The sequence below is a fragment of the Lysinibacillus sp. FSL P4-0201 genome (assembly GCF_038593425.1).
Classification (GTDB): domain Bacteria; phylum Bacillota; class Bacilli; order Bacillales_A; family Planococcaceae; genus Lysinibacillus; species Lysinibacillus capsici.
Genome location: NZ_CP151995.1, coordinates 3,446,212 through 3,472,974 on the forward strand (window position 1 = coordinate 3,446,212; position 26,763 = coordinate 3,472,974).

The following is a 26,763-nucleotide window of genomic DNA, read 5'->3' on the forward strand; positions in this document are numbered from 1 at the left end:
ACGAAAGTGTATTATCACGGTAATATGTTCTTTAAAATAGCTACTGCTTTGTCAATCTCTTCCTTTGTGACCGTTAATGGAGGCAAAAGACGAATAACTGTTGGCCCTGCCCCTACTAATAAAAGACCACTTTCTTCCGCTGCCGCGATATAAGGCGCAACTTCCGTGTCCCCACAACCAATCCCTAACAAGAGACCCTGGCCTTGAACAGTATAGCTAGAAGATAAATGAGCCCTTAGTTGTGCCACAAAATAGGCAGATATTTCTCGTACCTGCTGTAAAAAATCTGGCTCAAACACATGATTTAAAACAGCTTGTGCCACATTCATCGCAAGAGGGTTTCCACCGAATGTTGTACCATGTGTTCCTGGACTAAATGTAGCATGAAGCTCAGCAGTTCCGAGCATTGCACCAACAGGGAAACCACCCCCTAAGCCTTTTGCCAAAGTTACGATATGTGGCTTTAATACCGTTTGTTCAAATGCATAGCGTGTTCCTGTTCTTCCAATGCCCGTTTGCACTTCATCAACAATTAGTAGTACACCTTGCTCCTCACAGACTTTTGCAATAGCTGCGGCAAATTCTGCTGATACACTATTGACGCCACCCTCTCCCTGAATCATTTCTAGCATTATAGCTGCAACTGAATCATCAACGGTTGCTTCAAGTGTAGCAGCATCATTAAATGGCAAAATCGAAAATTTTTCTACGAGTGGTCCAAAGCCATTATGTACTTTGCCTTGACCTGTTGCAGACATTGCTCCAAAGGTACGACCGTGGAATGATTTTTCAAATGTAATAATATGATGTTTGCCTGTATGCTTACGAGCTAATTTAATGGCCGCTTCATTAGCCTCAGCCCCGCTATTACAAAAAAAGGCATGTGAAAAGTGTGTATTAGCAATTAATTTTTCTGCCACCTTTTCCTGACCTGGTATTTCAAAAAGATTTGAAATATGCCATAGCTTTTCGCTTTGCTCTTGAAGTGCCTGTACAACGGCTGGATGGGCATGACCAAGACTCACCACAGCAATGCCACTAGTAAAATCCAAGTATTGCTTCCCTGTTGAATCCTCAACAATTGTCCCCTGACCTTTGACAATTTGTGCACGACGCTTGCCGTAATTCTCAAATAAAACACTCATGTTATCATCTCCACTATCACTATCATTTAAAATAGTTTCTTTCAACAACTATACTTCTCAAGCTATCCTATTTAGAACACTAGGAAGAAAGAAGTTCACTTGTGGCTACAATTGTTGTACCAATTAAAGTTGCGCCTACGATTTGTACAGAAGGAATCCCTGCCCGTAAACAGTCAATCGCTCCTTGCACTTTCGGAATCATTCCACCGTAAATATGGCCCTGCTCTGTCCATTGATCTATAAGGCTAGGTGTAGCTATTGCTTGATATTCATCTTCAATACGGATACCACTCACATCTGTCACGAGTAGTAAGCTATCTGCTCCGACGGCTAAAGCAATTTCACTTGCTACCGTATCGCCATTAATATTAAGAGCCTGACCTGCTTCGGTTGTACCTACGCAGGCAATAACAGGTACAAGCCCTACACCCATTAAAGCTTCCAATAAGGATGTATTGATTTTTTTAATAGCTCCTACATACCCGTAAGTCTCTTGATCTAAAAAGTCTACGACTATCAACTGACCATCAAAGCCATTTAATCCGATGGCTGCTATACCAGCTGTTGTTAACTCATGAACTAATGCAGTGTTTACTTGCCCTATTAGGGTCGATTGGACAACTTTAATAGCAGCCTCGTTCGTGACACGTATTCCATTTAATGTATGTGATTGTAGGCCTTGAGCAGCTAGTTCTCGATTTATGGCTGGCCCACCCCCGTGGGTAATAATCAGCTCTACCCCACTCTCTTGTAATCTTTTAAAATTATCAAAGAAAGCCTCATTTAAACCTTCCAGTGTACTGCCCCCAAGCTTAATGACCACACGTTTATGAGCGGTATGATGCATTGATTTGGACATAGTCATATGTTAAGTCACATCCCCAAGCATGCCCCTTACCATCACCCACACCAAGGGACACATAGATTTTTACTTCATGCATTTTTAATATTTGAATTAACTCGTCCTCAGAAAAGGGAATTGGTTCACCGTTTTCTACCATAGTAGCACCACCGATTTGGATAGTAATTTTATCTGGATCAACTGTTGCGCCACTATACCCTACTGCTGCAATAATACGCCCCCAGTTGGCATCACAGCCGAAAACTGCAGTCTTTACAAGTGGTGAACCAACAACTGTTTTTGCAATTTTACGTGCCTCCTCGTCTGAAATTGCACCAACAACTTCCACTTCGATAAGCTTCGTTGCTCCTTCACCATCTTTGGCAATCATTTTTGCTAAATCTTCCGCTATTGTTTGCAAAGTGTAAAAGAAATTTTGCCAATCTGGATGCTCTGGTGTTAAAGAATTATTCCCTGCCAAGCCATTAGCCAATATTACCACTGTGTCATTCGTTGATGTATCCCCATCAACTGTAATAGCGTTAAATGTTAAATTAGTAATAGTCGATAAAGCTGCTTGTAACACCTCAGATTCAATGTTAGCATCTGTTGTAATAAATCCTAGCATTGTTGCCATATTAGGTTCGATCATACCTGAACCTTTTGCTACACCAGCAATAATAACTTCCTTGCCATCCACAGTTGTACTGTAGCTTGTGTTTTTCATGACGGTATCTGTTGTCAAAATAGCCTGTGCAAAGTCAATCGCACTTTCTAAATTGTCCTTTGGCTCTAACTGTAGAATACCGTTTGCTACTGGCTCTAATTTCATCATTTCTCCAATAACACCTGTCGAGCAAACTCCCACCAAATTTGGTGCAATCCCTAATTTTTCAGCAACTAGCGCCTGCATTGTTTGGGCATCTTTTACACCTTGTTTACCTGTACAAGCATTCGCATTGCCTGAATTGACGATCATCGCTTGCATTTTCTTAGTTGCATAAACAACTTCCTTCGTGACTTTTAATGGTGCTGCTTGCACAGAGTTTGTAGTAAAAACACCCGCAACACTTGCTGGGACTTCACTTACTAAAATGGCTAAATCCTTTTTCTTATGCTTTAAACCACAGTGTAATCCGGCTGCCTTAAAGCCTTTTGGTGAAACAATATTTTTACTTGATAATTTTTTCATTACATTCGTTGAAGTGGTAACTGTCATCCGAAATTCCTCCTTAGATTAATAAATAAGAGAAGCATACAGTTTCCTGCATGCTGCTAAATAAAGAACGGTACGACATCTAGCCCTGTCGTTTGTGGTAAGTCTAATTGCACATTCATATTTTGGATAGCTTGCCCTGCTGCTCCTTTGACAAGGTTATCAATTACACTAACAATTGTGGCGCGATTTGTACGGGAATCTACTTTCACTAGAATGTCACAATAATTTGATCCCTTGACACGATTTGTCCCTAAACTAGATGCATCTGTAACGATTCGAACAAATGGATGATTCTCATAGGTTGCCTGTAAGCAAGTGATCAATTGCGACTCTGTAATTCCCTGTATTACTGGTGCATAGGATGTCGCCAAAATTCCCCTGGTCATTGGAACCAGATGCGTATTAAAAGTAACCTTTGTATCTGCTTGAGCAAACATGGAAAGTGCCTGTTCAATTTCGGGAATATGTTGATGTGTATTTACTTTATAGATCGAAAAATTCTCATTTGTCTCACTAAAATGGGTAGTTTGTGAGGGCTTATTGCCTGCTCCTGAAATGCCACTCTTTGCATCAATAACTAGAAAACTAGGATCAATTAAACGTTCTTTTACAAGTGGTAGTAAGGATAATAAAACTGCTGTTGGGTAGCAACCCGGATTAGCAACAAGTGTTGCTTGACGTATAAGCTCTTCATTCCATTCTGTTAAACCATATACACTTTGTTGAACACTATGGAACGGTGCAGCTTTTTTGCCATACCAGGTTTCATAGCTTGCTAGATCTTTTAACCGAAAATCACCAGATAAATCGATTAACTTTGGTCCTTTCCCAATCAAAGGCGGTAATAGCTCACTTGTCACCCCAGATGGTGTACTCGTAAAAATAACATCGAATTTTTCTAAAGTGTCATACGCTATCTTTTGTAACGATGTATCAGCTATCCTAACAAGATGGCCAAATTTCGAAGAAAATTGGACACCCTCTTCTGAAGAAGTAAATAAATCAATTCGTTCCACAGCTGGATGATTATGTAAAAATCGAATAAGTTCTAGACCACCATATCCAGTTGCTCCAATAATACCTACTTTCACTGCACTCACCTCTGAAATAAGTTAAAAATAGTATACGTCTGCATATTTATTAAGTCAACTGAATTTTTATTTAATTCATTGTTTTTTGAAATAGATAATATTTCACCTACTCTCACCTCTATACTATTGTAAATCCAGAAAAAAGAAGGCAAGAATCCTTTCGCCATCGAATGAATCCCTGCCTTCTTTTTATGCACATGTTGTATAAATATCAATTGATGTTTTAGATAATTAATTAATCTTCCATGGTTGATAAATCACCAGTTGGTAAATTTAATTCCCAAGCTTTCAAAACGCGACGCATAATTTTACCACTACGTGTTTTTGGCAATTTATCTTTAAATTCTATTTCACGTGGTGCTGCATGTGCAGATAAACCTTTTTTAACAAAATCACGTATATCTTCAATTAATGCATCAGAAGGTTCAATCCCTTCTCGTAAGGATACAAAGGCTTTAATGATTTCACCTCGCACTGGGTCTGGTTTCCCGATAACACCTGCTTCAATCACATCTGGATGCTCAAGTAGCTTACTTTCTACTTCAAAAGGTCCTACACGTTCACCAGCCGTCATAATGACATCATCCACACGCCCCTGGAACCAGAAGTAACCTTCATCATCCATATAGGCTGAATCTCCAGAAACGTACCATTCTCCTTTTAGGAAATAAGATTCATAGCGCTCTGGATTGCCCCAAATTTGGCGCATCATGGCAGGCCAACCACGACGAATAGCTAGATTCCCCATTGTAAATGGTGGAACCTCATTGCCTGCATCATCTACAATCGTCGCATGAATACCAGGAAGAGGTTTCCCCATTGAACCTGGCTTAATATCCATCGATGGATAATTACAAATCATATGCGCTCCCGTCTCTGTCATCCACCATGTATCATGTATACGATGACCTAGTTCCTCTACTCCCCAGCGAATAACTTCTGGATTCAAAGGCTCACCAACAGACAGCACATGGCGTAAAGATGTGAGATCATAGCTTTCAAGCAAGCCACTACCTGCACCCATCAGCATTCGGAACGCTGTTGGTGCACTATACCACACTGTCACACTATAATCTTCAATAGCCTGATACCATGCTTGTGGTGAAAATCTTCCTCCGACGATTAGCATTGTTACACCGTTTAACCACGGACCAAAGATGCCATAGGCTGTTCCTGTAACCCATCCAGGATCAGCTGTACACCAATAAATATCATCTTCACGTAAATCAAGTACCCATTGTGTCGATTGATATTGCTGAATCATAGCATTATGGACATGCAATACACCCTTTGGAGCACCTGTTGATCCAGAGGTATAGTGAAGAATCATCCCATCTTCTCTGTCTACCCACTCTATATCAAAATGAGCTGAAGCTTCTTTTAAATGTTTAGTAAAGTCTAGTATTTGAGCTGTTTCCTCAACGCCCTCCCCTACTAAAAAGATATGCTCCAATTTAGGTAATTTAGCTAAAGGTACACGTTCAAGTAAAGCAGGTGTCGTGACTAATACTTTCGCCTCACTATCAGCAAGTCGATCATACACAGCACCTTCCATAAAAGCTTCAAACAATGGTCCAACAATAACCCCCATTTTCAACGCACCTAATAATGAAAAATAAAGCTCAGGTGAACGAGGCATAAAAATAAATAAACGATCACCTTTCTGCAGATTAGTAGTCGCTTTAAAAACATTTGCTGCTTTGTTTGTTAACCTTTTCATTTCATTAAATGAATATGCCTCTTTCCGTTTACCATCATTAAAATACAATGCCACCTTATTTTTGCGATGTGTTTCTGTATGGCGATCAATAGCCTCATATGCCATATTCACTAAACCTGTTTCGCTCCAACTAAATGCCTTTTCCGTATCTGCCCAATTATGAGATACTGCCACTTCTTCATAATTCGTTAAATGGTGTTGACCAGGTAAAGCCATTAACTTCTCCTTCATTTTCATCCCCATGAAAATACCCCTTTCTTTGCTTTTGTTTTTGACTAAATTTCAACAATCCCCCCTGTTGAAATTCAGAGAATTTTCTAAAAGCAAAATTGATATGTAGCAATTGTTATATAACAGTTATCCATAGTATTAATGTTCGAAACCCTAATAGCACTACTTTTATCTGTTAAATAACAGAAGCAATATAATCTTATTTTACACGAATTCAGATAGATTGTCTCAATATTTTTATTTTTCCAAAAATACAGGTATATTTTGCAAAAATAAGCGTTTTTACGCAAGAAATCAGCTATAATGGAATTATTAAACTCAGGTGGTGTAATTATGGAACATAAAAAAACTTTTTTTTCTGTCACAAAGGAAACAAAGCATGGCACTGTGTATGTGGAAGGACCTGTGCCTCCAGAAAAATTAGCTACATATTCATTCCATGAAGGCTTGGTTGCCTTCAGACCTCCAAAACAGCAACAGCAAGCCATTATAGAAATTGCTGGACTACCCGAAGGCCGAATTATTATTATTCGAAACGAAGATATTATTGTAGGCTATGTTACCTATCTTTACCCTGATCCACTTGAACGATGGGCAGAAGATCGTATCGATGACATGATTGAATTAGGTGCCATTGAAGTCATTCCTGACTACCGTGGTACTGGTGCTGGGAAGGCGCTACTAGCCGTTTCATTTATGGGGGATGAAATGGAAGATTATCTTGTGATTACTACCGAGTACTATTGGCATTGGGATTTAAAAGGAACTGGTTTAAATGTTTGGGATTACCGCAAAATGATGGAGAAAATGATGAGCTCTGCTGGTTTCGAATATTTTGCAACAGATGATCCTGAAATTACATCACATCCAGCCAATTGCCTGATGGCGCGCGAAGGAAAACGGGTGCCTCCTGAGACAATGGAAAGATTTGATAGACTTCGTTTTAGAAATCGTTTCATGTATTAAAACTAATACAAAGGGGATGCATATATGATTGTAGAAGAAATTATGAATGATAAGCCTTATACATTAGCTCCTACCAATACAGTGCAGGAGGCACTAAAGTTAATGCGTGAAAAGAAAGTTCGTCATTTACCAGTTGTAGATGATGAACACCACGTTTTAGGTGTAATTACTGAACGAGATATTAAAGAGGTCTTGCCCTCATCTTTGCAGGATGAACCAAACTCTCCTATTTTTAATGCAAAAGTAGAGGATATTATGGTGAAAGACCCCCTTATAGGTCATCCACTAGATTTTGTTGAAGAGGTGGCACTTACGTTTTACGAATCAAAAATAGGCTGTTTACCTATTGTCTCTGGTGGAAAATTGGTAGGCATTGTTACGACAACAGATTTACTCTATACATATATAGAGCTGACTGGTGCTACCGAGCCTGGGTCAAAAATCGAGATTCGGGTATCCGATACCCCAGGAGTTTTATTTGAAATTACAAAAATATTTCATCAGCATCATGCCAATGTCCAAAGCGTCTTAGTTTATCCTGACTCTGAAAATACACAAAACAAAATTTTAAGCGTCCGAGTAAAAACACTAAATCCTTTAGCAATGATTGAAGATCTACGCAAAGAGGGCTTTGATGTCCTATGGCCAAATTTACCGGGTGTTTCGCTATAATGAAAAAGGCCGTATTCGTATACTCGCCAGAACAACTCGGATATAAATTTTCAGATACACATCCTTTCAATCATAAACGCTTGACGCTAACTATGGATCTACTAAAAAATATTAATGCACTCGATGATGTAGATATTGTACCAGCACGTGTTGCAACGGAAGAAGAGCTATTGCTTGCACATGATTCAAAATATATAGATATTGTAAAAAAAGCAGGACATGGTGAATTATCAGAAGCACAATGTGAAAGCTATGGGATTGGCACTGAAGATACCCCTATTTTTGAAAATATGCATGAAGCAAGTGCACAGCTAGTTGGTGGAACTTTAACCGCTGTTGATTATGTAATGGAAGGAAAAGCCGAACACGCCCTTAACCTTGGTGGAGGACTCCATCATGGTTTCCGTGGTCGTGCATCAGGTTTTTGTATTTACAATGATAGCACAGTGGCTATTCGTTACTTGCAGGAAAAGTACAACGCTCGTGTACTTTATGTAGATACAGATGCTCATCATGGGGATGGTGTCCAATGGAGCTTTTATGAGGATCCTAATGTTTGTACACTGTCCATACATGAAACTGGTCGTTATCTATTCCCTGGAACCGGAAATATTACTGAGCGCGGCAATGGGCAAGGCTATGGAACCTCCTTTAATTTTCCAATGGATGCGTTTACTGAGGATGAAAGTTTCCTAGAGATCTATGAACAGTCAATGCGAGAGATTTTTGAATTTTTCAAGCCAGATGTTGTATTAACACAAAATGGTGCAGATGCACATTATTTTGATCCATTAACACATTTACATGGAACAATGAATATTTATCGCGAAATTCCTAAGCTAGCTCATCAATTAGCACATGAGTATTGTGATGGTCGATGGATTGCAGTGGGGGGCGGTGGCTACGATATTTGGCGAGTGGTGCCCCGTGCCTGGTCCATGTTATGGTTGGAAATGACTGACCAAGCGTTACCAATGGGGCCACTCCCTCAAGCATGGCTGGATCGCTGGCAACCAGAAGCACCTGTTCCTTTTATTCCAACATGGGAGGATCCGATTCCTTTATATGAGCCAATTCCTCGTAAAGCGGAAATAGAGGAAAAGAATGCTCAAATGTTAGCCAAATCGCTACATATTATTCGGAATGAAAGACGGGATTAATTTCTTGGCCTCACGATATTCGTGGGGCTTTTTAAATTAGATGAATGCTTTTGGTGGTATATCCATCAATTCTTTTGTTCTATCCCTCACATTTGAAACGCTATCCTCTATTTTTGACGTTCCATCCAGCAAATAAAAACACGCAAATCCTTCATAAGCGATTTACGTGTTAGTATCATTATTTACTTTTGACAGATTGTCGATGCTCAATACGGTGTGGTAAAATAACCGCTTCGTCCTCGACAGTTTCCTTGCTCATTAATTTTGTCAGCAGGCGCATTGCAACAGCTCCAATATCGTAAAGCGGTAGCGCTACACTTGTTAACTGTGGGCGAACCATTCGTGCTAACTTTGAGTTCTCAAAGCTGATAACTTCAATATCTTCTGGAACATTTTTGCCCGCATCTTGTGCGCCATGAATTAAACCGATGGCCAATTCATCACTTCCTGCAAAATAAGCTGTTGGTGGCTGTTCAAGAGCAGATAAAATCTCCCAAGCCTCTAAGCCCATATCATAGCTGGACTCTTCTGCAGCAATTAATGCTTCATCTATTGGTAAACCAGCATCCTGCAATGCTTTCTTATAGGCTGCTAGCTTGAATTTTCCGTTAATTGTATACGAAAGTGGGCCAGTTACAAAACCAATCCGTGTATGGCCATTTTGAATAAGTAATGAAATAGCTTCATAAGCCGCCTGGAAATAATCGATATTCACAGTTGCAATTGTTTGGGATTCATCCACAGAGCCTGCAAGCACAATTGGTACTGGCGAATGATCCATCGTTTGCTGCATCTTTTCTGTAACCTCATCACTCATCATGACAATACCATCAACCTGTTTTCCAAGCATTGTATCCAGTAGCTGTAACTCTTTATCTTCATGTTGATCTGAGTTGGCTAAAATAATATTGTAACGATACATTGTGGCAATATCCTCTACACCACGAGCCAGCTCCGCATAAACATTGTTTGCAATATCTGGGATAATCACGCCAACTGTTGTTGTTTTCTTACTTGCTAAACCTCGCGCTACTGCGTTTGGACGGTATTCTAATCGTTCAATTACTTCTAGTACTTTTTTTCGTGTTGCTGGTTTTACGTTTTGATTACCATTGACTACACGAGAGACCGTTGCCATGGAAACATTTGCTTCTCTTGCAACATCATAAATTGTAACAGTCATCGTACGTGCCTCCCTTTTTTCCTATTATAGCCTTATCATACGATAATTTTCATATTATTTTCAAGAAGAACTACGTAAAAACCAAGTACTAATAGTCCTATTCTAGACATTATTTTGTCACGATATAATAAACACCGCCTGCCGAAGTAAGCAAGCGGTGTTCGCTGTTAACAATTAAGCATGAATTTCATGGTTTTTCATGAATTTTTGTAGCGTTTCATAGAATGCGTCAAATGTTGGGATGTCCATTTGTTGTTGTGAGTCAGACAATGCCACAGATGGATCTGGATGCACCTCTGCCATGACGCCATCAGCACCAATTGCAATAGCTGCTTTTGCACAAGGTAATAATAAATCACGACGCCCTGTTGAATGTGTAACATCTACGAATACTGGCAAATGCGTTTCTTGTTTTAAAACTGGTACGGCTGAAATATCTAATGTATTACGAGTTGCTTTTTCATAAGTACGAATACCACGTTCACAAAGGATAATGTTTTCATTTCCTTTAGACATAATGTATTCTGCAGCATGAATGAATTCATCAATTGTTGCAGCTAAACCTCGTTTTAATAAGACAGGTTTATTTGTTGCACCTGCTGCTTTTAATAATTCAAAGTTCTGCATATTACGTGCACCAATTTGGATGACATCAATATAATCCAATGCTTCCTCTAAATGACCTGGTGTCACGATTTCTGTAATAACACCTAAACCATATTCCTCGGACACACGTTTTAAGATTTTCAGACCTTCTAATCCAAGACCTTGGAAGTCATAAGGAGAAGTACGTGGCTTATAAGCACCACCACGAATTAACTTTTCGCCTTTTGCTTTAATAGAAGCAGCAACTGCTGCTACTTGCTCATAAGACTCAACCGCACAAGGACCGAATACGAAAGATGGTTTTCCTTGCCCAATTAATTCACCATTGATATTAATAATTGTATCTTCTGACTTCTTCTTACGAGATACAAGCAACTCTTTCTTTTTATCAGCTTCAAGTTGTTTTAAAGCTGTTTTAAAGATTTGCTTAAATATATAATCAACCGTCATTTGGTTTAATGGACCTTGATTGTGTTCTTTAATAAGATCAAGCATGTGTCTTTCACGCAGCGGATCATAGCGATTCACACCTTGTTTTTCTTTAATTTTACCGATTTCATCAACTACAGCTGCACGTTCATTAATTAGACGAAGAATTTCTAAGTTTAAACCGTCTATTTGACTACGTAAGCTTTCTAAATCTTTTTGGCTCATGCTTTCTTGCTCCTCTCCTCATGACAGACACTTTCAGAACTCTGAAATGTATGTTACATTTTTAGATAATAGCATTATTATAATCAATGTTGTTCAGAATGTCACGCATTTTTAATTTAGCGCTTCAACTCGCTAAATTATTTTCAAGTATGACGCGAAAGGAAGCGATTACATTGAGTTCTAAACTATTCGCACTTGATATTGGCACTCGCTCAGTGGTCGGGATTATTCTCCAAGAAGAAAATGATCATTTTCATGTGGAAGATATTTTAGTAAAAGAGCATAAAGAACGTGCCATGGTAGATGGACAAATACATAATGTCATGTATGTGGCAGAATTAATTAATGAAATAAAACGTGAACTTGAAGAGAAACATGGGCCTCTCACAAAGGTAAGTGTCGCAGCAGCAGGTCGATCTTTGAAAACTGAACAAGCTAGTGTGACCATCAATATTCGTAATCGACCAATTTTTACTGAAGAAGATATTAGTCGCTTGGAACTTCAGGCTGTTCAACAAGCACAGCAGCAACTCTTGCAACAAAAAGAGGATGCAAAAATTAGCCACTATTATTGTGTAGGTTACTCAGTCCTGTATTATCGCTTGGATGGCGAGGAGATCGGAAGCCTGTTGGATCAACAAGGGGATGAAGCCCAAATCGAAGTGATAGCAACGTTTCTACCTCGGGTAGTTGTGGAATCATTGATTGCCGCTCTTAAACGAGCTGATTTAGAGATGGAAGCATTGACGTTAGAACCGATTGCTGCCATTAATGTGCTGATTCCTCCAACGATGCGTCGCCTAAATGTGGCACTTGTTGATATAGGGGCAGGTACATCAGATATTGCCATTACGGATAAAAGTACAGTTGTAGCTTATGGCATGGTCCCTACAGCTGGCGATGAAATAACAGAAGCTTTAAGCGACCACTATTTGCTAGACTTCCCTGTAGCTGAAGAGGCTAAACGTCAGCTACAAACCTCTGAAGAGATATTGATTCAAGATATTCTAGGCTTTGATCAGTTCTATCCAAAGGAAGAGGTTTTTTTAGCAATTGAGCCTGCAGTGAAACAGTTGGCGAAGTCTATCGGAGAAGAAATTCTACGACTCAATAATCGAGTAGCACCCAAAGCCGTTATGCTGGTTGGTGGCGGTAGTTTAACACCCAACCTTACTACAGAACTAGGTCAAGTTCTAGATTTACCAGCTAATCGTATTGCTGTTCGAGGCATTGATGCTATTCAAAACTTAACAAAAGAAGATCATATAAAAGCCTCACCTGAATTAGTCACACCTATTGGTATTGCCATTGCTGCTAAAAAAATGCCGATTCAATATATGAGTTTAACAGTCAATAACCAAGTGGTACGCCTTTTTGAACTAAAAGAAATGACTGTTGCAGATGCCTTTCTAGCTGCAAATATTCGCGCAAAGCAATTATATGGAAAACCAGGACATGGACTATCTATCAGTGTCAACGGACAGGACATATTTATACCAGGTGGACATGGTCAGCCTGCTGAAATATTGGTAAACGGGCAACAGGCATCAACAAAAAGCCTGATTAAAACTGGAGATGCCATTCAGTTAATAGAAGGCCAAGATGGGCAACAGGCGACGGCTACAGTAAGAGATCTTATAGATGATGCAGCAATAAAGACTGTGACAATCCAAAACACCAAATATGTGATTGAGCCCAAAATTTCTGTCAATAACTCTTCTGCATCACTCGATACCGTTTTAAATGATCGTGATATCGTCGTTTTTGATATTGCCGAAACAATTGAGGATGTATTCAAAATCACTAATAATTGGCATTTATTAAAGCAATTTGAGTCCTATACGATTCAAGTAGATGGACAACCTTTATATTTACCAGAGTTCTCCTCTCAGCTAATGATTAATGGAAAAGTAGCCAAATTGAGCTATGCTGTACAAAATGGAGATGTGATAAGCTTCCAACAACCATCTCTACCAACAGTACAACATATTGCAGACCAAATGAATCTTTTGCTAGAGGATAAAATCATTATTCATTTCCAACAGGAAGTTTTGGAACTAAAGAAGACTGCAAATGAAGCGATTGTTAATAAAATGGTTGTGTCACCACAATCCACTGTACACAATGGAGCGACTTTAGTATTTAAAGAAAAGGATCGCAGTCGTTGGATTTATCAAGATGTTTTCCGATTCTCTAATTGGCAGCTACCAAGTGCCTTTAAGGGGAATTTTACGATTTTAAGAAATGGTCAGCCAGCAAGCTTTGATACAGAGATATTTGGTGGTGATCAATTAGAAATAATATTAGAAGCTACACCTATCATTTAAAAAAAGGGATACGTTACAACTTTATCTTGTAACGTATCCCTTTATATTATGCATTATGCACGAACTTCTTCATTTGTTTCTTCTTTTTGATCTGCTTTTTCTGTCGTTTCTTCGGCTTTTGGTTCCTCACTTGGAATGTAATCCTCTAATGGTTCTTCCCCTTCAAAGGAAACCGTACCATCATCAAAAACAGTTGGTGCTTTTGCCGTTTTTAGTGTTTTTACTTTCTCTACTAATTGTGTAGATTGCTCTTGAATTTGTTTAGAAAGTTGAACTGTTTTATCTTTTGCAGTTGTCGAGAAGTCTGCACTCTTATCTTTTAGCTGAACAGCTTGTACAGCCACATCACTGCGTAAATCTTTTCCTGATTTTGGAGCTAACAGTAGACCTGCAGCAGCCCCTACGATTCCACCAACTAATGCGCCAATCACAAAATCTTTCATGTTTACACGCTCCTCTTCATAAATCGAGTCTTGCGGATGATAAAGCTGAGGCAAAGAACTTTCAAGCTGCTGTTCCTTTACTTCGTTAAAATTTGGCTTTTGAGTTGTCATGCAACAATTCCTCCCCATCTAATTATCAAATTTGTCTAGACTGGTTGTCCATCTATTTTCACAGATGCATCTTCAACTTATATGTCTAAGACTTTATTTTTATTCAGCCAGCATAGAATACTCACTGAATAATTATCATTTTTTACGACCCCATTTTCTTTTTGGTGTTTCTTCTACTTGCACAGTTTCAAATGCATAGGCATCAGGTGATACCGTTTCCTGCTCGATGATTTTTCGCTTTTTCCATTTATCAGCAATACCCATCGCAACATTACTCCATTGTACAACTTGTGCAATTTTTTCTTCATTTTGTTCTACGCTTTTAGAAACAGAAGAAGTAATCTGCTGAACAGAATTATTTAAACCATTAACGGAGTCACCAATACCTTTAACAGCTTGAACAACTGAATTTAATTGTTCAGATTTATGTTGAATATCCTCTGCTAAGCTATTTGTTTTTGATAATAAAGAAGTTGTTTCGCGTGTAATGCCTTCCATTTGGCCTTCAATCCCAGATAATGTCCCTGCTAAGCTGTTTAGGATGGATTTAAGCGAGAATAATGTCATGCCCACGCTCACACATAAAATTAAAAAACCGATTGCAGCAATAATGGCTGCAATATACAAAATCACTTCCATAAGTTGACCTCCTGCTAGTAAATTGTCTTTACTATTACTTTCCCTATCTTCGACAAAAAAAACGGAATTCCTGCTTAAATTTGAGAAAAAACAGCTTAACCCCTACGGACTAAGCTGTTTCATTGTTTTTAAGCACGTCTTCAAAAGCATCTTGGAACTTGTGAACATCACCAGCGCCCATAAATAAAAATACTGCGCCATTATGTTTTGTTAATATATCAATTCCTTCAGTGGTAATCACTGCACTGCCTTCAATAAGTGACGCTAAATCATGAATAGAAAGCGCGCCTTGCGTTTCTCTCGCAGAGCCAAATATATCACATAAATAGGCTGTATCTGCAAGGCTCAAACTATCCGCAAAATCTTGTAAAAAAGCTTGTGTACGTGTAAATGTATGTGGTTGGAAAATCGCAACTAGCTCACGTTCAGGAAATTTTTGTCGTGCTGATTGAATTGTTGCGCGAATTTCCGTTGGATGGTGTGCATAGTCATCTATTAAAACATTATCCCCTATATCCGTCTCAGTAAAACGTCTTTTTACACCTTTATACGTGTGTAAACGCTCCTGAATAATATCTGGAGAAATGCCTTCATATTCACATAGCGTAATAACGGCCAATGTATTTAAAACAGCATGATCCCCAAATAATGGGATAAAGAAAGTGCTATAAAATTCATTACGTACAAAAACATCAAATTTTGTACCCTCAGTTGTTTTTTCAACATTACGAGCTTCAAAGTCATTTTCAGCACCAAATCCATAATACACAACTGGTACTTTTGCTTGAATACGTTGAAGCTGTTCATCATCACCACATGCTATAATTGCTTTTTTCACTTGTAATGCTAATGATTGAAATGCAGAATATACGTCCTCTATATTAGCGAAGTAATCTGGATGATCAAAATCGATGTTCGTCATCACAGCATAATCAGGATTATATGCTAAAAAGTGACGGCGGTATTCACACGCCTCCATTACAAAGAAATCAGCATTTTCATGACCTGCCCCAGTACCATCACCAATTAAATAAGATGTCGGTTTATATCCACCTACCACATGTGCCATTAAACCAGTCGTAGATGTTTTACCATGTGCACCTGTGATGGCAATAGATGTATAGTTGCCAATATATTCACCTAAAAATTTATGGTAACGAATGACTTCTACACCTATTTCTCGAGCACGTACTAATTCAGGGTGATCATCGGAAAATGCATTACCTGCGATCACTGTCATACCTTCTTTAATATTATCTGCATTAAATGTAAAAATTGGAATATTACGTTCACGTAACGGTTGCTCCGTGAAGAAATATTTATCGACATCTGAGCCCTGTACTTGTTCACCAGCATCAAATAAGATTTGTGCAAGCGAACTCATGCCAGAACCTTTAATGCCTGTGAAATGAAAAACTGTCATTAATTAAACCCCCCGGGAATTTCAATATCCCATCTATCATCTATTAGGTGTATCGTATTATTTCACGAATGGTTAGGTATTAATACCTTCACAAGTGTTAAAAAATACGTACTATTCAACACATCTTGTCTATTATAGCACTTTTTATGCATAAGGATAGATGTGTAACTTTTCTAAAAAAACTAAATTCGACGTAAATTAGATAATCTAGACGAAAACAATGCAATTCTTATTCAAACATAGTAATTAAATCTTCTTCTGTAATGTAACTTTCACGTGGCTTACTTCCTCTTGCTTCCGAAACAAAACCATGTGATTCTAACATGTCAATTAAACGAGCAGCACGATTATAGCCAATATGATACTTTCGTTGAATCAATGAGGTAGAAGCGCCACCTTGCTCATAGACAAATCGACAAACATCTTCAAATAAATCGTCCTGTTCTGCGGACACCTCTGTTTTCTTTAATAATTCCTCTTGATCGAAAATATAATCAGGCTCACCCTGTTCACGAACATGCTCAATAATCGATTCAATTTCATCATCTGTAACAAAAGTTCCCTGTAAACGCACGGGCGCTGACATACCATTACCTAAATATAGCATATCCCCTCGACCAAGTAACCTTTCAGCTCCCTGCCCATCTAAAATGGTACGAGAATCAATTTGAGAGGAAACTGCAAAGGCAATACGTGTAGGGATATTTGATTTGATTAACCCTGTAATAACATCCACTGAAGGTCTTTGCGTTGCAACAATTAAATGAATACCACATGCACGTGCCTTTTGAGCAATACGGCAAATGGCCTCCTCTACATCTGCTGGAGACATCATCATTAAATCTGCTAACTCATCAATGACAATTAAAATGTAAGGCAACTTCAGGCTATGTTCATTATTTTTATCAGCTATGGCATTAAAACGTGTAATATCACGTGCACCTGCATGAGCGAATAGTTGATAGCGACGCTCCATTTCCTCAACTGCCCATTTTAGTGCAGCCGTTGCCGCCTTTACATCTGTAATGACAGGACTAACTAAATGCGGAATATGGTTAAATGGCGCCAGCTCTACCATTTTAGGGTCGATCAGCATGAGTTTTAGCTCGTGTGGTGCAGCTTTATATAATAAACTAACCAAAATAGAATTAATACAAACGGATTTACCCGAACCCGTTGCACCAGCGATTAAGCCATGTGGCATTTTACGCAGATCTAACGTAACAGGTTTTCCAGTCAAATCAAGTCCTAATGCTGCCTCTAATGGTGAATCTGACTCAACGAAGGAGGCACTATTTGTTACCTCAGATAAGCGAACAGCTCGTGATACTCTATTTGGGATCTCAATACCGATCGAACTTTTCCCAGGAATTGGTGCTTGAATACGAATATCTTTTGCTGCTAGGGCAAGTTTTAAATCATCTGCTAAGTTTCGAATTTTACTCACCTTTGTACCATGGCTCACCGTTATTTCAAATTGAGTAACAGCAGGACCTTGCATAATCGATTCAATTTGCGCAGAAACTTGGAAATAAGATAGTGCTTCGACTAATGTCTCGCCCTGTTGCTCCATCCAATCCGTATCCTGTGTTTTTTCCTCTGGTGGCTCTAGATATTCATCCGTTGGCTTTTGATAGACGTGTACAGGCTTTGCTGGTATCTCAGCTTCTACTTCTTGTGGTGCTACTTGATTCTCAACAGATTCTACCGGAGCATAATCTACAATTTCTGAAACTACTTCAGGTTCGATAGCTAGTTCTGGTTCTGACACTTGGTCCCGTTCTGAAGATAGTTCAAGTTCTGGTTCTAATTCAAGCTCTGGCTCAATAGTTGCAGAAATTTCATCAGCAGCTGCTTTTTCAATTTCTATTCTTTCATTTATTGAGATACTTGACATTGATGTAACAGGAGCCATTGTAATTACAGCAATAGGCTCTTCAGCACTACTTGTTGTAGGGACACTTTCTACTTCATCTTTTACCTCAAGTTGCACTGGACCATCTACTTGCAATTGAACAGTCTCTGACATATGGAAATCGTTGTCATCTTCTGGTGGTGAAACGGACATTTCGCTTGTTGTCATGCTGTCTAAGGACGATGATTTTTCTGGCATCACATCCACTAGTTTGTTTTTCTCTGTTTCTGGCATGCTCTCTACACGTATAGGCTGCTGAGCCATCTTCAATTGCTGTTGGATTCTCCATTTTTCTTTATCTGTTTTTAACATTAGTACATTAAATGGAATTCGACTTTTTTCTTCCCTCGATGCAGTATCAGGAGATTGGTCATCCATTGACGGTTGAACGACAGTAACTTCTCCAATATGGATCGTAGAATTTTCTATTTGTACTTGTTCCACAATCATTTCTTTGACATGGATTTCCGATTGATCTGCTGAAAGTTGTTGAACTGTTTGATCTTGAACAACAGCTTCCTTCTCTTGCCCTTCAAAATCCATAGCAAAAGAAGTAGTTTGAGGCACAGCTACATTTGATGACAAATTTTCCTTATCATCGTTCTCTTCAACCAACAGTTCTTCCTCAAAAATAATTGGTTCACTTACTGTCGAAAGTTCTTTCGATTGAATAATCTCATGGTGTTCCGTTAAAACCGTTTGGTTTGTGCTAGCCGGCTCTTTTTCTTCTAGTATATTTTCATTGACCTCATTTGTTGTCGCTTCTTTTAAAGGCTTTGCAACAGTAACCCTTTCAACTGCCTGTACATCGGTTTCTTGCTTCTCATATTCCTCTTTTCTTTTATCTAATAAATCTTTAATGGGACTTGGTTTTGCAAAACCATAGACAGGTGAAGGCACATCTGTTGGAACAAATCGTTTGCGATTCTCAGGCATAATATTTTCAACTTTTTGTTCTTTTCGCTGACTCTTTTCTTTTGGTGCAGGTGCAGTCATAGGACTTATAGTAGCTGTTTCATTTTGTGCATCTCGAAAGACTAAGCTTGCTCTTGAACGAAATTCTTGTTCTGAAGGCTGACTTTTCATCATTGTTTTTCTACCTGTACGTTTAGAGCGATTTGCTAGTAAATCTCGAATTCCTGAAACCTCAACATCATAAACACTAGAATCGACAATATGATGATTTAAATGTTTTGGTAACGATAAATCCCCAATTTGTCCATAATCATCATCTTCCATTTGATCAAACATTTCTTTTGAGGGCGTATAGGATGCTTCACCTTCATCATCGTCAATCAAAGGGAAACGGAAAGTCTTTTGCTTAGCGATTGGTGGTTCTTTTTGTGTATGTAATTGCTCCGACTGAACTTCTCCATAATCCTCATAATATTCTTCATACTCATAGTCTTCATCTTCTTTATTAATAAATTTACTAATTTGTTTTTTAAACCAGTTCACTTCGTTTCACTCATTTCTCTTACACTTCATTTATAGCATTGTCTAGTTTTATATTTATCAATAGCTCAATGTCTACATCAAAAAGCATACCATAAAAACGGTCTTGAAACTTGCATTTAGAGGCTCATTCTAAACAAAAAAATCGTTATGCTACTAGCATATTAGTAACATAACGATTTAGGGCATTTCACCTTGACACAAGGAATAATATCATGATAAAACATTTAAATTTTAATAATTTCTTTTTTAAATAGGGGAATTTTTATTTAGTTGGTGATTCAAAAGCACTACCAACTATAGCATCCTCTGGTAATACTAAAATTCCTTTTTCAGATGGTGCATTAGGAATCGCTAATTCACGCGCTGAACAAAGCATGCCGTAAGACTCAACACCACGTAAATTTCCTTCTTTAATAAGCATTCCCGAAGGCATTACGGCACCAATTTTCGCAACAACTACCTTCTGACCTGCTTCTACATTAGGAGCTCCACATACAATTTGTAGTATCTCATCTCCTACATTGACTGAACAGATACTCAATTTGTCAGCATTTGGATGCTTGTCCTTTGTTTCTACATAACCAACCACAAATTTTGGTGAAAAATCAACATCAAGATTAATATTAGCTCCATTTTTTTCGATTGCCACTGCTAGCTGTGCTACTAATTCTGGTGTCACTTCTACTAAGCCTTTAGCATCTGTTTGGATGTAACTGCTCGCATTAAATAAATTGAAGGCTTTAATTTCTCCCGTTTGAGCTTCCCTTAAAATAGCAATATCACCAGCACGTTCTACTTCTGTTTTCACAATAGCCTCCGTTGCTAGTTGAACTAGTAAGACATCTCCTACATGCTCTTTGTTGTAAAATACGTTCATTGTTATTCTTGCTCCTTTTTCACTCTGTTTTTTGCTAAGATAAAGATTGGTTCTAGTTCTCCATCTTCATAAATAAAAGATAATGACGTAATCGGTACAGTACCGACTGCAAAGAAATGCATCGTCATCTGTGCTAATACATCATACCCTGTTTCATTACGAATATCACCTATAATTAATACATCTTGATGAGGCACGGATAATGTCATATCGCCCTCCACTTGTGCCTGCATTTCTTTTAAAAAGCTCTCATTTAAAATACGGCTAGCATCATAGCCATCATTCACATTGACAAAATAAAAAATATTACCTGCTACCTCATCTTTTTTATAGGCGGTTGGTAGTTGTTTCACCGAAAAGCGTGCCATTTCTCGAATTTGTTCTACCGTTAATTGTAAGGCTTCTAGCATGGATTCATCAATAAAGCGATAGGTTTTACCTAAATCGAGTGCATAAAAAACGCGCGTTTCAGCTGTATGCTCAGTTGTAATAAAGGCATGCCCTTCTTTCGATGCCTGTGGATAAGAAGTGGCACGAATCACGGGATAAATCTGTGTAGTCGTTTGGAAACCCTGTTCTTTTTCTTGTACCATTGCATTAAAGGTTTGCTCAATTGTATATATAACTTCTTCAATCGCTGACTCTTGCTTGTCATTATATTTTGCTAAGATCCCAGGTAAGGAGAGCTCCATCCCTTTTTCAATTGTCTTATGATTCAAGCGTAATTTATCGTACTTTTTATCAAAATGAAATTCATATTTCTCTTCAGTTAATTGCTTTTTTAATAGCTCGACTAGTTGTTCAGACTTCATTCGCTTCATCTTTTTCACATCCTAACTTCAAAATGAAACGGCTCACATGTTTGTGAACCGTTCTGTTCATTCCTTCTATTTACTTCATCTTAACCGAATGAACGATTTTCGTCATCTCACGCAAATTATTTTCAATTTGTTTTGCTTTTGAAATGGTTGTCATCTTCACACCACCACTACTAACAATGAGCTCCATTTCATTTTCTTCGTCCGTTTTTAGAACCGCTGTGAAGCCATAACGACCATCCTTATCAAAAGTCGATTCCTCGATAATTTTGTCCGCTTCATTTTCTTTTAAAAGATTATAATAAAGTTTACTGTCTTGTGCTTCACGATCATTGATAAAAAGAATGTAGCTTTCTTTGCCTTTTGAAATCACAATATTATAAGCATCTGAACTGTCTTCAATTTTAAAGTTTGAAGGTAAGTATATTTTGTTATCCCCAATTTCTACTGTATGTTCTTCTGGCTCTTCAGCAAAAACCTTCTCCGTTAATTGGAGCCCATTAGCAATTTGATCATCAATAGATTGATTGCAGCCAGAAAGGACAAGAAGTATAAGCATTAGGCCAATTGCTCTTAGCCATGAAAATAACATGTCTCTCTTCCTTTCACTACTAACTTTTTTCTATTTTAAAAAAATTAATCATAAGATGCAACCTAACTATCCTCTCACCACTAATTCTTTTTAACTAATTTTGTGAAAATGTGAACAAATATTGACCAACTAAAAGCGAGACAATATGCTCAAACATCATCTGTCTACTAACTAAATCTTGCGTAAAAATACCTACAGCACCTGCGCCTTGACGAATATCTCGACGCTTTGTATATTGCTCCATAATCGGTCCAAGTTCTCCACCAGTTCTTATTTCCTGGGCAATTTCTTTTGGCAGAATAATTTGTGCGCCAGCAGCTGTAAACATTGTTCCGTCTGACACAGTTAATGCACCCCAGTTACAAACATACATGTCATCATCGATTTCAGTTACGCCACCTTCTAAGCCAAATGATAATTCTGCATCCGTTAAAATCAAGGCGTTTTTAGCACGATTCATTGCCCCTAATCTAGTTTCTTCATTACTTATCGGTTGATCTGATACTTCAGAAGCAGCTTTGACATGAGTAAAGAGAGAATCCTCAAAGTATTTGCGAACAATTACTTCAACTGCTTCTGTTTTGGCCTTATTGGTTGTGCCAATTGCTATTTTCATTTAATCCCCACTTTCTTTCCATAGAAAAAGATGCCTCTAAAAGGCATCTTCCTAGCTTCTTATACATTAGCGTGAATTGACTCTAATGTCGAACGATCTGCTTTTTTCACTAATTCAACAATTAAAGCTTTGGCAGCTGCATAATCATCAATGTGAATAATTGACGCTGATGTATGAATATAACGTGAGCATACACCAATAACTGCACTTGGAACGCCATCGTTTGCCGTATGCACTCGACCAGCATCTGTTCCACCTTGGGAGACAAAGTATTGATAAGGGATATGATTGGATTCAGCCGTATCTAAAATGAATTCACGCATACCACGATGTGTTACCATTGTACGATCTAAAATACGAAGTAAAGTACCTTTGCCGAGCTGTCCAAATTGACTTTTTTCACCTGACATATCATTGGCAGGAGAAGCATCTAGTGCAAAGAATAAATCTGGTTTAATCATGTTTGCTGATACTTGTGCACCGCGCAAGCCAACCTCTTCCATTACATTTGCACCTGAGTATAAATGTGAACCTAATTTTTCGTGCTGTACTTCTTTCATTAGTTCAATCGCTAGACCACAGCCATAGCGGTTATCCCAAGCTTTAGCCATAATTTTCTTCGGATTAGCCATTGGTGTGAATGGACAAATTGGTATGATGGATTGTCCAGGACGAACACCCATAGACATAGCATCTTCTTTATTATCAGCACCAACATCGATAAGCATATTTTTTATATCCATTGGCTTCGCTCGTTCTGCATCTGTTAATAAATGGGGTGGGATGGATGAAACTACACCAGGAATTGCCCCATTTTTCGTATATACTTCTACACGCTGTGCAAGCATAACTTGGTTCCACCAGCCGCCCAATGTTTGAAAACGGATCATTCCATTATCTGTGATAGAAGTAACCATAAATGCTACCTCATCCATATGACCAGCAACTAATATTTTCGGTGCATCCGTAACATCACTGTGCTTAACACCAAAAATACCCCCCAAATTATCTTGAACGATTTCATCCGAGTACTTTTCTAACTCAGAACGCATGAACGCGCGTACTGCGTGTTCATTACCCGGAGCGCCTGGTAATTCTGTTAAAGTTTTAAATAATTGTAATGTTTCCTCATTCATGATGACTCTCTCCCCACGAAGTAGAATATTCTTCCTTGCCTATTGTAACACAATTATTTCCGAATTCGAAATATTGATACATTTCCTCAATCCGCTTAATTGTGAACGTGCATTCACTCTATAGGCTATGCTAAAATAAAGGTATAGAAAAAGGAGGAAAAAAGTATGAAATTACGTGATTTTTTAATTGGTGTCGCAACTGGCTTAGCTGCCGCAGTCATTATTAAAGAAGCTAGTGAAAAAGTTTCTCCGTTCGTACCTGCAGGACAAGTACTTGAAAACATAAAAAGAGAATTTAAAAAGGATTCACCGATTGATGGTTCTTGGATTTTTATGAAAACTGAAGATTTTACAAACGGTATTATTACCATCCCAGTATATCGTGGGGGGATCTCGCGTATGCATGAAGGTGAGATGCAGACATTCGAATTTGCTGCCGATGCACGCTCTGGTGTTGTCGTGGAACTAACAGAAGTTTAATTATGTATATACAATAGAAGCCATCTCATAAATTGAAGATGGCTTCTTATAATGTTAAAAAACAAAACATTTTTGTGAAAGGTGAAAAGAGATTTCCAATGCGCTGGCGGAACGGAAATCTCTTTTCACCTTGCTAAAGGGCCTTTTCTGCTACTCATAATATCTAATTCAACAACATAAGAAGCCATCTCATAAAATGAAGATGGCTTCTCTATGTTATTCGGATAAACCTTTATTATTAAAGTACTTTTTATACTTACGGTAATAATTTAAATTATTGAGTGTTAGTTTCACCCAACGCTTCGCATTCATATCCTCGTTAAAGTAAAGAGAATTTGTGTATTTACCCTCACTAATTAATTTTTTTGCTTCTAGTTTGAGCTTTTCATTCGATGCATATTTGAATAATACACCTTTAGGAATAATCATCCATAAATGCTTGTCCTGCACATATGTGACTTCTTGCTCGATATTTAACATATGGTCATCCGCAACATACTTCATTAAATTATGCCCACTTGCTGTTACATAATAGCTAGAACGCCCATTACGTAAATTGATTTCAAAAAGTTTATATTGCTTGTCTCGAATATCATATTTCATATCAAAATTCGCAAAACCTGTATAGCCAATGTCCTCTAGGAAGAAACGTACTTGATCCATTAATTCTTTATCATAGGTTGTCACGATGGCTGCATAACTTCCGATTCCTTCAGGAGAGTGTTCTTCTAGAATAGGGTTACCTAGACACATCAGCTTCACTTTTCCATCCTTTCCTACATAGGCATTTAACACACGCATATAGGAATCGTCCCCAGGAATAAATTCTTGAATAATCATTGTATCCTGATAAGTAGAGCTATAAATAGCTTTTAATATAGCCGTTTTTTCCGCTTCATCATGTGCAACAAATACTTTTTTCTTCCCAGGGAATTTACAAGCCCAATATTCTACAGAGTTGGAAGCCTTTAAAATGATAGGGTAAGCAAATGGTGGTGTAAAGTTTTCATAGTTGTCAGCTGTCACCGTTGTTGTACCTGGATATTTAAAATTATATTGATCACACATTTTATAGAAATTTTCTTTCAATAAAATTTCATCCATCAACGATTCGTCGATATAAGGTACGGTAAAATGCTCTTGTAATGCTGGCTTATTTTTGATGATCAGCTTGGCATAATCGTCCCCACATGCTAAAAGTAATAGTTTTTTATCAGCATATTTTTTTGCAACTTCTGCAAGGGCAGGTGCAAAAACATCTTGTTCATTTAAACGGTCTATTTCTTGAAATTGTAGGATATGGCTATCTTGTGTTGCTGTTAAATGAGAACGTCCTAAAACAAGTGGTTTAATACCATATGCTTCATAAAACGCACGTGCCATACCATATGCATTCATATCTGATCCAAGTAAAACGGGTAAAAATGGTTGTTCAGTTGCCATGTTTATTTCAACTCTCTTTTGTATTTTAGTATCGTGTTAAGTGTATCATATTTTCTATCCTGTTCACGAACAAAAACGCGAGGTATTGACATTTTATATGCCAAATACCTCGCCTTTGCTTGCTCGATTAAAATGTAATAACAGCTTGTCTACTACGCTCTAGTTTATCCACAATCTCTTTGCCTGACTCATCCCATCGAATCATACGGTAATAAGCATCGTGATAGAAAATAAAGCCATAGTTATTTGCAAGGGCTTCTTTCATCAGTCGCTCTTTTGCAAATACACTTGTCATTGGATAATCGTCATAGGCTAATACCCATAATGGATTTTGATGAGCATGAGTCGGCATAATATCTGCCATATGCAATAACACTTCATCATTTTGCGTTAGCTTGATGACAGCATGTCCCTCACTATGACCACCAGTATGAAGCATTTCGATTCCAGGTACTACTTCCAATGACTCTTCGTAGGTTTCAACTAAATGCTGAACTGGCTCCCAATTTTCTTTCCAATAAGTATTTTTAGAACGGATATTGGGGTTACGCATTTCATCCCATTCAATTTTCGTTACAAAAATCTTGGCATTTGGGAAAGTTGGTACAAGTACATCCCCTTCCCACTGCGTTAACCCCCCAGCGTGATCAAAATGTAAATGCGTCATTAACACTGCATCAATATCTGCTGTCGTTAATCCTAACTCTTGTAAGCTATCAGCTAACGAAGATTCTTCTGTTACACCAAAGTTTCGTAGCTGCTTTTCATTTAATTTGTTAAAGCCAACACCCGTATCAATAAGGTAGTTTTTGCCCCCAAATTGAATAAGGATAGGTTCTGTTGGTAATTCAATTTGGTTTTTTTCATTGACTGGATATTTGCGGGACCAAAGAGGCTTTGGTACAACACCAAACATCGCACCACCATCTAGGCACGTAACACCCCCGTTTAGCCATGATAATGACATATTGTGAAACTGTAACTGATCCATCCATAT

The 26,763-nt window shown here is 38.2% G+C and carries 23 protein-coding genes; 5 read left to right on the forward strand and 18 right to left on the reverse strand.

The genetic code is table 11. From position 1 onward, the window contains the following. Positions 1-14 precede the first annotated feature (14 nt). The 5 genes from MKY76_RS17245 to acsA all read right to left on the reverse strand — a co-directional run bounded on the left by MKY76_RS17245 (position 15) and on the right by acsA (position 6,253). On the reverse strand, positions 15-1,145 hold the full coding sequence (locus MKY76_RS17245) for an acetylornithine transaminase (RefSeq protein WP_103119106.1): 1,131 nt from the start codon (positions 1,143-1,145) through the stop codon (positions 15-17). A gap of 79 nt (positions 1,146-1,224) precedes the next feature. Next, positions 1,225-2,010: an acetylglutamate kinase gene (argB, locus tag MKY76_RS17250; RefSeq protein ID WP_103118665.1), complete on the reverse strand. Its 786-nt coding sequence runs from the start codon at positions 2,008-2,010 to the stop codon at positions 1,225-1,227. Beyond that, on the reverse strand, positions 1,973-3,205 hold the full coding sequence (gene argJ / locus MKY76_RS17255; protein ID WP_342556896.1) for a bifunctional glutamate N-acetyltransferase/amino-acid acetyltransferase ArgJ: 1,233 nt from the start codon (positions 3,203-3,205) through the stop codon (positions 1,973-1,975). Before argJ ends, argB begins: the two co-directional genes overlap by 38 nt. Positions 3,206-3,261: 56 nt before the next feature. Then, a complete protein-coding gene (argC, locus tag MKY76_RS17260) occupies positions 3,262-4,296 on the reverse strand; it encodes an N-acetyl-gamma-glutamyl-phosphate reductase (RefSeq protein WP_342556897.1) in 1,035 nt (344 codons plus the stop codon). Positions 4,297-4,531: 235 nt separating this feature from the next. After that, entirely contained in the window at positions 4,532-6,253 is a 1,722-nt protein-coding gene (acsA, locus tag MKY76_RS17265; protein WP_342557917.1) for an acetate--CoA ligase, read from the reverse strand. 327 nt (positions 6,254-6,580) lie between these two features. Between acsA and MKY76_RS17270 the strand changes: the two genes are divergently transcribed. From MKY76_RS17270 to MKY76_RS17280, 3 genes are read left to right on the forward strand one after another with little or no spacing between them, the layout of a single operon-like run. Then, positions 6,581-7,213 carry a GNAT family N-acetyltransferase gene (locus tag MKY76_RS17270; protein WP_036078398.1) on the forward strand — a complete coding sequence of 211 codons (633 nt, stop codon included), beginning with the start codon at positions 6,581-6,583 and terminating at the stop codon, positions 7,211-7,213. Positions 7,214-7,237: 24 nt separating this feature from the next. After that, complete coding sequence (locus tag MKY76_RS17275; RefSeq protein WP_048393508.1) at positions 7,238-7,885, forward strand: acetoin utilization AcuB family protein; 648 nt, start codon at positions 7,238-7,240, stop codon at positions 7,883-7,885. Continuing rightward, positions 7,885-9,045, forward strand: coding sequence for an acetoin utilization protein AcuC (locus MKY76_RS17280; RefSeq protein ID WP_048393507.1), 1,161 nt, complete (start codon positions 7,885-7,887; stop codon positions 9,043-9,045). The genes MKY76_RS17275 and MKY76_RS17280 overlap by 1 nt, the downstream gene beginning before the upstream one ends. A gap of 178 nt (positions 9,046-9,223) precedes the next feature. Here the strand turns inward: MKY76_RS17280 and ccpA are convergent, their stop codons facing one another. Further along, positions 9,224-10,228 carry a catabolite control protein A gene (gene ccpA / locus MKY76_RS17285; protein ID WP_048393506.1) on the reverse strand — a complete coding sequence of 335 codons (1,005 nt, stop codon included), beginning with the start codon at positions 10,226-10,228 and terminating at the stop codon, positions 9,224-9,226. Positions 10,229-10,402: 174 nt separating this feature from the next. Further along, entirely contained in the window at positions 10,403-11,488 is a 1,086-nt protein-coding gene (locus MKY76_RS17290) for a bifunctional 3-deoxy-7-phosphoheptulonate synthase/chorismate mutase (protein ID WP_004226108.1), read from the reverse strand. 173 nt (positions 11,489-11,661) lie between these two features. On the opposite strand from MKY76_RS17290, the gene pilM reads away from it, so the two are divergent. Continuing rightward, positions 11,662-13,815, forward strand: coding sequence for a pilus assembly protein PilM (pilM, locus tag MKY76_RS17295; RefSeq protein WP_328024172.1), 2,154 nt, complete (start codon positions 11,662-11,664; stop codon positions 13,813-13,815). A gap of 53 nt (positions 13,816-13,868) precedes the next feature. Here pilM and MKY76_RS17300 read toward each other — a convergent pair whose 3' ends face one another. From MKY76_RS17300 to MKY76_RS17340, 9 genes are all read right to left on the reverse strand, one after another. Further along, positions 13,869-14,369, reverse strand: a complete 501-nt coding sequence (locus tag MKY76_RS17300; protein WP_004226105.1) for a YtxH domain-containing protein — start codon at positions 14,367-14,369, stop codon at positions 13,869-13,871. A 135-nt stretch (positions 14,370-14,504) separates the two neighbouring features. Continuing rightward, entirely contained in the window at positions 14,505-15,008 is a 504-nt protein-coding gene (locus MKY76_RS17305) for a DUF948 domain-containing protein (RefSeq protein WP_115674508.1), read from the reverse strand. Positions 15,009-15,117: 109 nt separating this feature from the next. After that, on the reverse strand, positions 15,118-16,431 hold the full coding sequence (gene murC / locus MKY76_RS17310) for a UDP-N-acetylmuramate--L-alanine ligase (RefSeq protein WP_004226102.1): 1,314 nt from the start codon (positions 16,429-16,431) through the stop codon (positions 15,118-15,120). A 229-nt stretch (positions 16,432-16,660) separates the two neighbouring features. Continuing rightward, positions 16,661-19,804 carry a DNA translocase FtsK gene (locus MKY76_RS17315; RefSeq protein ID WP_342556898.1) on the reverse strand — a complete coding sequence of 1,048 codons (3,144 nt, stop codon included), beginning with the start codon at positions 19,802-19,804 and terminating at the stop codon, positions 16,661-16,663. A gap of 262 nt (positions 19,805-20,066) precedes the next feature. Then, positions 20,067-20,681: a YtpR family tRNA-binding protein gene (ytpR, locus tag MKY76_RS17320; RefSeq protein ID WP_048393499.1), complete on the reverse strand. Its 615-nt coding sequence runs from the start codon at positions 20,679-20,681 to the stop codon at positions 20,067-20,069. Positions 20,682-20,683: 2 nt separating this feature from the next. Further along, positions 20,684-21,502: a DUF1444 domain-containing protein gene (locus MKY76_RS17325; RefSeq protein ID WP_081011002.1), complete on the reverse strand. Its 819-nt coding sequence runs from the start codon at positions 21,500-21,502 to the stop codon at positions 20,684-20,686. Between the two features lie 70 nt (positions 21,503-21,572). Continuing rightward, a complete protein-coding gene (locus MKY76_RS17330; protein WP_342556899.1) occupies positions 21,573-22,091 on the reverse strand; it encodes a hypothetical protein in 519 nt (172 codons plus the stop codon). A gap of 94 nt (positions 22,092-22,185) precedes the next feature. Continuing rightward, positions 22,186-22,707, reverse strand: a complete 522-nt coding sequence (locus MKY76_RS17335) for a DUF84 family protein (RefSeq protein WP_342556900.1) — start codon at positions 22,705-22,707, stop codon at positions 22,186-22,188. Between the two features lie 59 nt (positions 22,708-22,766). Further along, the gene (locus MKY76_RS17340) at positions 22,767-23,843 is read right to left on the reverse strand and encodes a M42 family metallopeptidase (RefSeq protein ID WP_054549933.1); all 1,077 of its coding nucleotides are present in this window, start codon (positions 23,841-23,843) and stop codon (positions 22,767-22,769) included. 165 nt (positions 23,844-24,008) lie between these two features. Here MKY76_RS17340 and MKY76_RS17345 point away from each other — a divergent pair, with 165 nt between their 5' ends. Next, positions 24,009-24,323, forward strand: a complete 315-nt coding sequence (locus MKY76_RS17345) for a hypothetical protein (protein ID WP_004226089.1) — start codon at positions 24,009-24,011, stop codon at positions 24,321-24,323. A 216-nt stretch (positions 24,324-24,539) separates the two neighbouring features. Here the strand turns inward: MKY76_RS17345 and MKY76_RS17350 are convergent, their stop codons facing one another. After that, a complete protein-coding gene (locus tag MKY76_RS17350) occupies positions 24,540-25,766 on the reverse strand; it encodes an ATP-grasp domain-containing protein (protein WP_066037570.1) in 1,227 nt (408 codons plus the stop codon). Between the two features lie 127 nt (positions 25,767-25,893). Next, positions 25,894-26,757 (reverse strand): MBL fold metallo-hydrolase, encoded by an 864-nt coding sequence (locus MKY76_RS17355; RefSeq protein ID WP_048393489.1) that lies wholly within the window; start codon positions 26,755-26,757, stop codon positions 25,894-25,896. Between the last annotated feature and the right edge of the window lie 6 nt (positions 26,758-26,763).

Coding starts and splice junctions, on each gene's coding strand:
- MKY76_RS17325 (WP_081011002.1), bottom strand. CDS start 21,502: ATGAAGCGAATGAAGTCTGAACAACTAGTCGAGCTATTAAAAAAGCAA.
- MKY76_RS17275 (WP_048393508.1), top strand. CDS start 7,238: ATGATTGTAGAAGAAATTATGAATGATAAGCCTTATACATTAGCTCCT.
- argJ (WP_342556896.1), bottom strand. CDS start 3,205: ATGACAGTTACCACTTCAACGAATGTAATGAAAAAATTATCAAGTAAA.
- ytpR (WP_048393499.1), bottom strand. CDS start 20,681: ATGAACGTATTTTACAACAAAGAGCATGTAGGAGATGTCTTACTAGTT.
- MKY76_RS17305 (WP_115674508.1), bottom strand. CDS start 15,008: ATGGAAGTGATTTTGTATATTGCAGCCATTATTGCTGCAATCGGTTTT.
- MKY76_RS17245 (WP_103119106.1), bottom strand. CDS start 1,145: ATGAGTGTTTTATTTGAGAATTACGGCAAGCGTCGTGCACAAATTGTC.
- MKY76_RS17330 (WP_342556899.1), bottom strand. CDS start 22,091: ATGTTATTTTCATGGCTAAGAGCAATTGGCCTAATGCTTATACTTCTT.
- acsA (WP_342557917.1), bottom strand. CDS start 6,253: ATGAAAATGAAGGAGAAGTTAATGGCTTTACCTGGTCAACACCATTTA.
- MKY76_RS17345 (WP_004226089.1), top strand. CDS start 24,009: ATGAAATTACGTGATTTTTTAATTGGTGTCGCAACTGGCTTAGCTGCC.
- MKY76_RS17270 (WP_036078398.1), top strand. CDS start 6,581: ATGGAACATAAAAAAACTTTTTTTTCTGTCACAAAGGAAACAAAGCAT.
- MKY76_RS17280 (WP_048393507.1), top strand. CDS start 7,885: ATGAAAAAGGCCGTATTCGTATACTCGCCAGAACAACTCGGATATAAA.
- MKY76_RS17355 (WP_048393489.1), bottom strand. CDS start 26,757: ATGGATCAGTTACAGTTTCACAATATGTCATTATCATGGCTAAACGGG.
- ccpA (WP_048393506.1), bottom strand. CDS start 10,228: ATGACTGTTACAATTTATGATGTTGCAAGAGAAGCAAATGTTTCCATG.
- argB (WP_103118665.1), bottom strand. CDS start 2,010: ATGACTATGTCCAAATCAATGCATCATACCGCTCATAAACGTGTGGTC.
- MKY76_RS17300 (WP_004226105.1), bottom strand. CDS start 14,369: ATGACAACTCAAAAGCCAAATTTTAACGAAGTAAAGGAACAGCAGCTT.
- MKY76_RS17340 (WP_054549933.1), bottom strand. CDS start 23,843: ATGAATGAGGAAACATTACAATTATTTAAAACTTTAACAGAATTACCA.
- MKY76_RS17335 (WP_342556900.1), bottom strand. CDS start 22,707: ATGAAAATAGCAATTGGCACAACCAATAAGGCCAAAACAGAAGCAGTT.
- murC (WP_004226102.1), bottom strand. CDS start 16,431: ATGACAGTTTTTCATTTCACAGGCATTAAAGGTTCTGGCATGAGTTCG.
- MKY76_RS17350 (WP_066037570.1), bottom strand. CDS start 25,766: ATGGCAACTGAACAACCATTTTTACCCGTTTTACTTGGATCAGATATG.
- MKY76_RS17290 (WP_004226108.1), bottom strand. CDS start 11,488: ATGAGCCAAAAAGATTTAGAAAGCTTACGTAGTCAAATAGACGGTTTA.